Origin of the sequence: uncultured Veillonella sp. (assembly GCF_915069625.1) — a bacterium.
In the GTDB taxonomy this organism is placed as follows: domain Bacteria; phylum Bacillota; class Negativicutes; order Veillonellales; family Veillonellaceae; genus Veillonella.
Genome location: NZ_CAJZFD010000078.1, coordinates 1 through 9072, shown reverse-complemented (window position 1 = coordinate 9072; position 9072 = coordinate 1). Strand labels below are relative to the sequence as shown.

Below are 9072 nucleotides of genomic sequence, written 5' to 3'. Positions count from 1 at the left end.
AAAGAAATACCTGAAGAGGAGCCTATTCGAGAGGTTAAGGTAGAAAAAGATACGTATAGTTTAGAGGATATGATTCTATCGTTGTCGAGTCGTATACGTCGTGGTGAAAGTTTACACTTTAGAGAGTTATTAGTAGCAATTGAAACAAAAAGTGGTATGGTAACGATCTTTATGGCTGTTTTAGAATTGTTGAAACAACAAATCATGGAAATGCGCTATGAAGAGGATGATATTGTATTCACTGCAGCCTTAGAAGGTACCGTATAGAAAGGGGGCTATATGAGCTTACCAACAATGCATTTAGAGGCCGTATTGTTTTCATCGGCAAAGCCTATATCAATCGATATGCTTGGAGAAGTATTCGGACTTTCAACAGAGGAAGTACAGGACTATATAGAAACATTACAACGTGAGCTTGAAGACCAAAACCGAGGTATCCGATTGAGAGTATCAGGGGCTGGTGTTGAGTTAGTTAGCGCTATGGAAAGCGCTGATTATGTAGGTCATATACGTAAGCGAGAAGATAAACTATCTAATGCAGCGATGGAAACATTAGCTGTTATAGCCTATAAACAACCTATAACTAAAGCTGAAATTGAAGAAATCCGCGGTGTAAATAGTGATAAGATTATTAAACAATTACTCACTCGATCTCTTATTGCTGAGCTAGGTCATAAAGATACTGTAGGTAGACCTATTCTTTATGGCACAACCGACGAGTTTTTAAGAAGTGCTGGTGTAGAATCTATTGAAGCTTTACATCAAGAAGTTTCGGAAACAGAAGGATAATATGGAACGATTACAAAAATTTATTGCTAGTTGTGGTGTTGCATCACGACGTAAGGCAGAAGAATTAATTACGGAGGGGAAAGTTCAAGTTAATGGCCGCAAGGTAACTGAGCTAGGCGTTAAAATTGACCCTCAAAAAGATAAGGTTAAGGTTAATGGCCAATTATTAGCTCAAGAGAAACCTGTATATTACTTGTTAAATAAACCAAAGGGCGTCATTACATCTGTATCTGACCCTCAAGGTCGAGAAACTGTTTTAGATTATATTAAAAATGAATCTAAACGCATTTATCCTATTGGTCGTCTCGATTTATATACTGAAGGTTTATTATTACTTACCAATGATGGTGAGTTAGCACAAAACTTAACACATCCATCTAAAGGTGTAGAAAAAACCTATGAAGTGCGCATTAAAGGTCGCGTTCGTGATGAAGATTTACAAGTCATTGCCAATGGCGTTAAACTTGAAGACGGAATGACAGCACCTGCTATAATTGTAGACTTAGGTTTTGACGATCATAACGGTGTTCATGAAGTAGAGATTACAATTCATGAAGGTCGTAATCGCCAAGTTCGTCGTATGTTTGAACACTTTGGGTATCGCATTCATAACTTAAAACGTATTGCTTATGCAGGTCTCACATTGGGCGGTGTAAAACGTGGTGCTTCTCGTCAACTTACTATTAGAGAGGTTAAAGCACTTAAAGCGTTGGGGACTGATAAGAAATGAAACAAATCATAGTCATTGGTGGTGGTGCGGCAGGTCTTATGGCGGCAGTTATAGCAGGTCGTGAAGGTGCTCGTGTCATATTACTTGAAAAAATGAATATGGTTGGTAAGAAGATGGGGATTACTGGTAAAGGTCGCTGTAATATTACAAATAATGCAGATATGGCCGAGTTCATTAAAAATACGCCAGGTAATGGTAAGTTCCTCTACGGTGCTTATGAACGCTTTAGTAATGAAGACTTGCTTGAACTATTACATAGTTGGGGGTTGAAAACTAAGGTAGAACGTGGCGGGCGCGTATTCCCTGAATCTGATTCCGCTCTAGAAGTACGCAATACGTTCATGAAAATCCTAAAAAAGTATAATGTTCAAGTTCATTTAAATGAACCTGTTACATCTATTACTGTAAAAGATGATCGAGTAGTGGGTGTTACAACAGATAAAGAACAATATGCTTGTGATGCTGCTATCATCTGTACTGGGGGTGCTTCTTATCCTTTAACAGGTTCGACTGGTGATGGATATACTTTAGCTAAGAAAATAGGGCATACCATTACGGATATTAGACCATCGTTGGTGCCAATTGTAACTGAGGAATCATGGGTGAAGGATATTATGGGGCTTAGCCTTCGTAATGTTGAGGTATCCGTTATTTCTAAAAATAAGGTACAGGCCAAGCAATTCGGGGAAATGATGTTCACCCATTTCGGCCTTACAGGTCCTACCATCTTGTCGTTAAGTCATACGGTAGGCAAATTATTGCGTAAGAAAAATCCTCAAATTACTATTGAAATAAATCTTAAGCCTGCATTAACTGCAGAAGTATTAGATAAGCGATTACAAAAAGATTTTGATTTATATTCTAAGAAACAATTGGCTAATGGAATGAAGGATTTACTGCCGGTAAATCTTATTCCTATTGTTATAAAGCTTGCTGAATTAGATCCAAGCAAACCAATTAATCAAATCACAAAAGAAGAACGTTTGCGTTTATGTCATGTATTACAGCATATGACATTAACCGTTAAAGAATTGCGTCCGGTGGCAGAAGCCATTGTGACAGCAGGGGGAATCTCGTTAAAAGAATTTAGTCCAAAAACAATGGGATCTAAATTAGTGAAAGGTTTATATGGCGCCGGTGAGGTTTTGGATATTGATGCCTTTACGGGTGGCTATAATTTACAAGCAGCTTTTTCTACTGGTTATGTAGCGGCTATGCATGCTGTACATGGTGATGAAGAATAGAGGTTATTATGAATACTAAAAAAATTGCCATTGCTATTGATGGTCCTGCAGGGGCTGGTAAAAGTAGTATTTCAAAAGTAGTGGCTAATGAATTAGGTTATTTATATATTGATACAGGTGCTATGTATCGAGGTGTTACATGGGCTGTCCTTGATAGTCATGTAGATGTTAACAATCAAAAGGAGGTTGAGGCTTTACTCCCTTCATTAGATTTAACACTAGAGCCTACGGCAAGTGCTTGTAAAGTGTATGTAAAAGGTCAAGATGTAACTGATTTAATTCGACAACAACAAATCAATGAAAATGTATCAACCATTGCTTCTTATAAAGGAGTACGTGAATACTTAGTTGAACGTCAACAAGCAATGGCAGCTGTTGGTGGTGTTATTTTAGATGGTCGTGATATAGGTTCTGTTGTATTACCGAATGCAGAATTGAAAATATATTTAACTGCTTCTGTAGATGCACGAGCTAAACGTAGATGGCTTGAAGTTCAAGGTACTTCTAATGAGCAACCATTAGAAGACATTAAAAAGAACGTAGAAAGTCGCGATGAAATGGATAAAAATCGTGATGAATCTCCACTTGTATGTGTTGAGGATGCCATTGTTGTGGATTCTAGTAATATGACATTTGATGAAACAGTGAAACATATATTGCATCTAGTACAGGAGCGAATCTAAGATGAATAAATTTTCTACATGGCTTTGGCGTACTGCCTTTTGGTTGCGTTATAAAGTCGGATATGGATTAAAGGTATACGGTCGTGATAACTTCCCTATGGAAGGTCCCGTTATTGTTGTACCAAATCATTTGAGTAATAATGATCCACCAATTTGTGGGTATGCATTACCAAGACATGTGCACTTTATGGCAAAGCAGGAGTTATTTGTAAATCCTATTTCTCGATTTTTCTGTACTTGGCTTGGTGCGTTTCCTCTAAACCGTGGAGCTATTGATAAGGTGGCTATTCGTCATGCATTAGGTTTATTGAAAGATAATAAGGTGCTAGGTATATTTGCCGAGGGGAATCGACAAAAGAGTGGAAAACTTGGTAGATTCCATGATGGAGCCGCATCCATTGCGTTGCGTACAGGTATTGGCATTACACCAGTTGCGATTATTGGATCTCATAATATGAAGAAAAATCAAGTAGCATGTATTATTGGTAAACAAGTTCCTGTAAGTAAAGCAAAGCCTACACCGGAAGCAATAAAAGAAGTTAATGATCGTGTGAAAGGTGAAATCCAACGCATGATAGATTCGTATCATGAAAATCGTATAGAGGAGACTTTATGGAAATAATTTTGGCTGAAAACCACGGCTTTTGCTATGGCGTAAAACGAGCTGTTGAAATGGCTGATGAAGCTGCCAATAGCGAGGGTAAAAGTTATACATTAGGTCCTATCATTCACAATCCTCAAGTTGTAGGGCGCTTAGAAAGTAAAGGGGTAAGCCCGATTCAAGAGGTTGCTGATATCGATGAAGGAACTATGATTATTAGATCTCATGGTGTAGGTCCTGCTATTTACGCTGAAGCCGAAGAAAAGGGCTTACATATTTTAGATGCTACATGTCCTCATGTAAAAAAAGCGCAACAAGATGCTAAGTCTGTCATTGAAGATGGCATGACATTGGTGATTTTGGGCGAAAAAAACCATCCTGAGGTCAAAAGTATCAATTTATGGGCAAATAACAAAGGAATAATCATTGAAGATGAAGAATCCGCCGAAAAACTACAAATTGTGGAAAAAATGGGTGTTGTTGTACAAACAACCTTTTCACAATTCAAATTTAACAGTATAATAGAGATATTAGAGAAAAAATCTAAGAATCTTAAGATTTTCAAAACGATATGCAATGCAACGCAAGAACGACAGAACTCTGCCGTTGACTTAGCACGTAATGTAGATCTTATGATAGTGATAGGCGGTAAGAACAGCGGCAATACAAACCGATTGGCAGAGGTTTGTCGTGACGTTGGATGTACAACATATCACATTGAAACTTCTACTGAATTACAACTGGAATGGTTTAACCGAGTACAGACGGTAGGAGTTACAGCAGGAGCATCGACTCCCGACTGGATTATTAAGGAGGTCATTGAGACAATGAAAGATTTTGCAGAATTATTAGCAGCAGAAGGTCAAGAAGAATTTAAGAAAGGGAACGTTGTAGAAGGTACAGTAGTTCAAGTTGAAGATGAACGCGCATATGTATCTTTTGGCTACAAAACTGAAGCCATTTTGAACAGAACTGAAATTTCTTATCCAGCACCAGAATCTGCCAAAGATGTGTTAAAAAATGGTGATGAAATTAAAGCAGTTATCATGAACCACATCAAAGAAGATAATCCTATTTATCTTTCCATGACTCGCTTGGCTAAAGATGAAGATTGGCAATATGTTATCGAAGCACAAGAAAAAGATGAAGCTATCGTATGTAAAGGTATTGATGCTATCCCAGCAGGTTTGGTAGTAACAGTTAAATCCCTTCGTGGTTTCATTCCATTGTCCCAAGGTGATGTTCATTTCGTAAAATCCTTGGACAACTTGGTTGGTACAGAATTCGAAGCTAAAGTACTTGAAATCGACGAAAAGAAAAACCGTTTGGTTCTTTCCCGTCGTGCAGTATTGGAAGTAGAACGTCAAGCTAAATTAGCTGAAGCATTGAAAAACATCAACGTTGGCGACAACTATAAAGGTATCGTTCGTAAAATCATGCCTTATGGTGCTTTCGTAGATATCGGCGGTATTGAAGGTTTACTTCACATTTCCGACATTTCTTGGCAAAAAATTAAAAAAGTGGAAGATGTTCTTTCCGTTGGTCAAGAAATCGAAGTTAAATTACAATCCTTCGACGCTGAAAGCAACAAATTATCCTTGTCCTTAAAAGCTTTATCTAAGAGCCCATGGGACGTAGCTGAAGAAACATTGCACGTTGGCGATGTTATCAACGGTAAAGTTGTTCGTTTGGTAGCTTATGGTGCATTCGTAGCTGTTAACGACGACATCCAAGGTTTACTTCACATTTCTCAAATTACAAAACAACGTAATGCGAAAGTTGAAGATTACTTAAACCGTGGTCAAGAAGTTGAAGTTAAAATCATTTCTCTTAACAAAGATGAAAAGAAATTGGGCTTGGCTTTAACTGAATTGATGGAAGCAAAAGAAACTGCAGAAGACGCTGAATAATTCATTGTCTAATATAAAGGCTAACCAAGGTTTCCTTGGTTAGCCTTTTTGCGTACTATACGTAGAATATGATAAAATATAGTAATGTATTAGATTAGATAATGAGGTGAAACCATGGCAAAACCATTAGTGGCCGTTGTAGGTCGTCCAAATGTAGGGAAATCTACACTTTTTAATGCCATTGTTAATAAACGGATCTCTATCGTTGAAGATATCCCTGGTGTAACACGGGATCGTATTTACTTTGACGCAGAGTGGTTAAATCGTGAATTTACAATGATCGATACTGGCGGTATCGAATTTATTACAGATAATAGTCATGTTATTCCTAAGATGATGCGATTACAAGCTGAATTGGCTATTGAAGAGGCAGATGTAATCTTATTTGTTGTAGATGGTAAACAAGGTATTGTACCTGCTGATGAAGAGGTTGCTAATATCTTACGCTCTAGCGGTAAACCTGTAGTATTAGTTGTTAACAAAATTGACAGTGTTAATCAGGAACCTAATATTTATGAATTCTACAATCTTGGCTTAGGCGATCCTATCGGTATTTCCGCTAAAAACTTAATGAATTTAGGTGACTTACTAGATGATACGGTTAAACATTTCCCTCCAGTTGGGACAAATGTTGATGACGAAGATACTATTCATGTCGCAGTTATTGGTCGTCCTAATGTAGGCAAATCTTCTTTAACTAATGCTTTATTGGGTCAAGACCGTGTAATTGTATCAGATGTAGCGGGCACAACACGTGACTCTATCGATACATATTGGACTCATGGCGATCAAAAGTTTGTTCTTATCGATACAGCAGGCATGCGTCGTAAGTCTAAAATCGAAGAAGCTGTTGAACGATATAGTATTGTTCGTTCCTTGCGCTCTGTAGACCGTTCAGATATCGTCGTTCTTGTTCTTGATGCTCAAGATGGTGTTACAGAACAAGATAAGAAAATTGCTGGTTATGCTTATGAAGCCGGCAAGGGTGTAATTATTGTTGTTAATAAATGGGATCTTATTGAAAAAGATGACAAAACAACATTGCGCTTTACTGAAGATATTTATGATGAATTAGGTTTCTTGCAATTTGCTCCAATTCTATTTGCTTCTGCACTTACAAAACAACGTATACACCGTTTAGCAGATATGCTTAAGTTTGTATCTGAACAACAATATCGTCGCGTGTCTACAGGTACATTGAATCAATTATTACAAGATGCTCAAACAGTAAATCCTGTACCTTCTCGTAATGGTAGAATTCCAAAAATTTACTATATGACGCAAGCTAGTGTTAAACCACCTACATTTATTTTGTTTGTAAATGAACCAGAATTAATTCACTTCTCATATATGCGTTTCTTAGAAAATAGATTACGAGAGTCCTTCGGTTTTGAAGGCACACCAATTCGTTTAGTATTGCGTGGTAAGAAACGAGATGATGAAGACTAATGGATATTATGATTATTGTATATGCTGTGTTGGCATACCTTATTGGTTCAATTCCTAGTGGCCTAATTATTGGCAAGACCTTCTTTAATACAGATGTACGTCAATACGGTTCTAAAAATATTGGTGCTACTAATACGTATCGCGTTATAGGTCTAAAAGCTGCACTACCAGTATTTCTCTGTGATGCTTTAAAAGGGGCAGCTGGGGTTGTATTGTTGTCCTCTTATGGACCTATGTATATGATCTTAGGTGGTATCCTTGCTATGATGGGCCATAACTGGTCTATTTTCTTAGGCTTTAAAGGTGGTCGTGGGGTAGCTACAGGTCTTGGCGTTCTAATTGCTTTATCACCTTTAGTGGCTTTGATTGCCTTCTTGGTATGGGGCGTGATTGTCTACTTTACTAAGCTCGTATCACTAGGATCTATTATAGCGGCAGCTTTAGTACCAATTTTGATGTATTTTACAGGAGAATCTTATTGGTTTGTAGGGTTCGGCGCTTTGGCCGCTTTATTTGTCATTGTTCGACATTGGGATAATATTAAACGTTTACTTGCAGGTAATGAGTTAAAAGTAGAACGTATCAAAAAGGATTAATCTATGAATGTTGTTGTTGTCGGCTCTGGTAGCTGGGGTACTGCTCTTGCTATTAAATCCGTATTAGCTGGAAATACTACAACTTTATATTGTCGACGCCCAGAATTTGCTAAACAATTAGCAGAAGATTTAGAGAATAAAGAGTACTTACCCGGAGTAACATTACCAAAGGAATTACTATATAGCTCAGATCTTGGTACTTGTATTAAAGAGGCTGATATAGTTCTAATGGTTACACCGTCTGTACATGTACGTACTAGCTTAGAGTCTCTTAAACCATATGCGCATAAAGATCAATCCTATATACTGTGCTCAAAAGGTGTAGAACGTACTACTGGCAAGTTATTGACTACAGTTATGCGAGAGGTACTAGGTCCTGTAGGATGTCATCTCGCAGTTTTATCTGGTCCAAATCATGCTGAGGAAATTGGTCGTGATTTGCCTGCTGCCTCTGTATTGAGTACAGAAAATCTTGAAGTGGCTACTATGCTACAAAAAGCATTGTGTAGCCAGAATTTTAGGATTTATGCAAATACCGATATTACTGGTGTTGAATTAGCTGGGGCTACGAAGAATATCATTGCTCTTGCCGCAGGTATCGTTGACGGACTGGCATTAGGGGATAACTGCAAAGCATTACTCTTAACACGCGGTTTACATGAGATGACTCGTTTTGGTGTAGCCTTAGGAGCGCAAAAGGAAACTTATGCTGGCCTTGCTGGTATGGGGGATTTGATTGCCACTTGTATGAGTCCTCATGGCCGTAATAGAGCTGCTGGTCAACAATTAGCAGATGGAAAAACAATGGACTATATCATTAATCATACGAATATGGTTGTAGAAGGCTTTTTTGCTACGGACATTGTTTATAAGATGGCCTGTGAACATCATATTGAAATGCCTATAACTAAGGCTTTATATGAAGTTTTATATGAAGAAAAATCTCCAGCTTTGGCATTAGCTGAATTGATGGGACGAGATATTAAAATTGAAGTATCATAAATAAAAGATACTTTTAATTTGGTTATTTATATACTATAATTAATGAGTATAATCTTGTGAGGGTTGTA

At 37.7% G+C, this 9072-nt stretch carries 10 protein-coding genes; all 10 read left to right on the top strand.

The features are described from left to right. Positions 1-267, top strand: a 267-nt coding sequence (locus QZ548_RS05465; protein ID WP_367113074.1) for a segregation/condensation protein A, incomplete at its 5' end; no start/stop codon positions are given. Positions 268-279: 12 nt separating this feature from the next. Next, positions 280-789: an SMC-Scp complex subunit ScpB gene (gene scpB / locus QZ548_RS05460; RefSeq protein WP_295805256.1), complete on the top strand. Its 510-nt coding sequence runs from the start codon at positions 280-282 to the stop codon at positions 787-789. Between the two features lies 1 nt (position 790). Beyond that, on the top strand, positions 791-1519 hold the full coding sequence (locus QZ548_RS05455) for a pseudouridine synthase (protein ID WP_295825128.1): 729 nt from the start codon (positions 791-793) through the stop codon (positions 1517-1519). Beyond that, positions 1516-2763: an NAD(P)/FAD-dependent oxidoreductase gene (locus tag QZ548_RS05450; protein ID WP_295868952.1), complete on the top strand. Its 1248-nt coding sequence runs from the start codon at positions 1516-1518 to the stop codon at positions 2761-2763. The genes QZ548_RS05455 and QZ548_RS05450 overlap by 4 nt, the downstream gene beginning before the upstream one ends. 8 nt (positions 2764-2771) lie before the next feature. Beyond that, the gene (cmk, locus tag QZ548_RS05445; RefSeq protein ID WP_005386765.1) at positions 2772-3446 is read left to right on the top strand and encodes a (d)CMP kinase; all 675 of its coding nucleotides are present in this window, start codon (positions 2772-2774) and stop codon (positions 3444-3446) included. Position 3447: 1 nt separating this feature from the next. Continuing rightward, positions 3448-4068 (top strand): 1-acyl-sn-glycerol-3-phosphate acyltransferase, encoded by a 621-nt coding sequence (locus QZ548_RS05440; protein WP_105089128.1) that lies wholly within the window; start codon positions 3448-3450, stop codon positions 4066-4068. Continuing rightward, a complete protein-coding gene (locus tag QZ548_RS05435; RefSeq protein WP_295868950.1) occupies positions 4059-5957 on the top strand; it encodes a bifunctional 4-hydroxy-3-methylbut-2-enyl diphosphate reductase/30S ribosomal protein S1 in 1899 nt (632 codons plus the stop codon). Before QZ548_RS05440 ends, QZ548_RS05435 begins: the two co-directional genes overlap by 10 nt. Before the next feature lie 114 nt (positions 5958-6071). Beyond that, positions 6072-7406: a ribosome biogenesis GTPase Der gene (der, locus tag QZ548_RS05430; RefSeq protein ID WP_295868948.1), complete on the top strand. Its 1335-nt coding sequence runs from the start codon at positions 6072-6074 to the stop codon at positions 7404-7406. Next, positions 7406-8002, top strand: a complete 597-nt coding sequence (gene plsY / locus QZ548_RS05425) for a glycerol-3-phosphate 1-O-acyltransferase PlsY (protein WP_005386760.1) — start codon at positions 7406-7408, stop codon at positions 8000-8002. Before der ends, plsY begins: the two co-directional genes overlap by 1 nt. Before the next feature lie 3 nt (positions 8003-8005). Then, on the top strand, positions 8006-9004 hold the full coding sequence (locus QZ548_RS05420) for an NAD(P)H-dependent glycerol-3-phosphate dehydrogenase (protein ID WP_295868946.1): 999 nt from the start codon (positions 8006-8008) through the stop codon (positions 9002-9004). Positions 9005-9072: the final 68 nt, after the last annotated feature.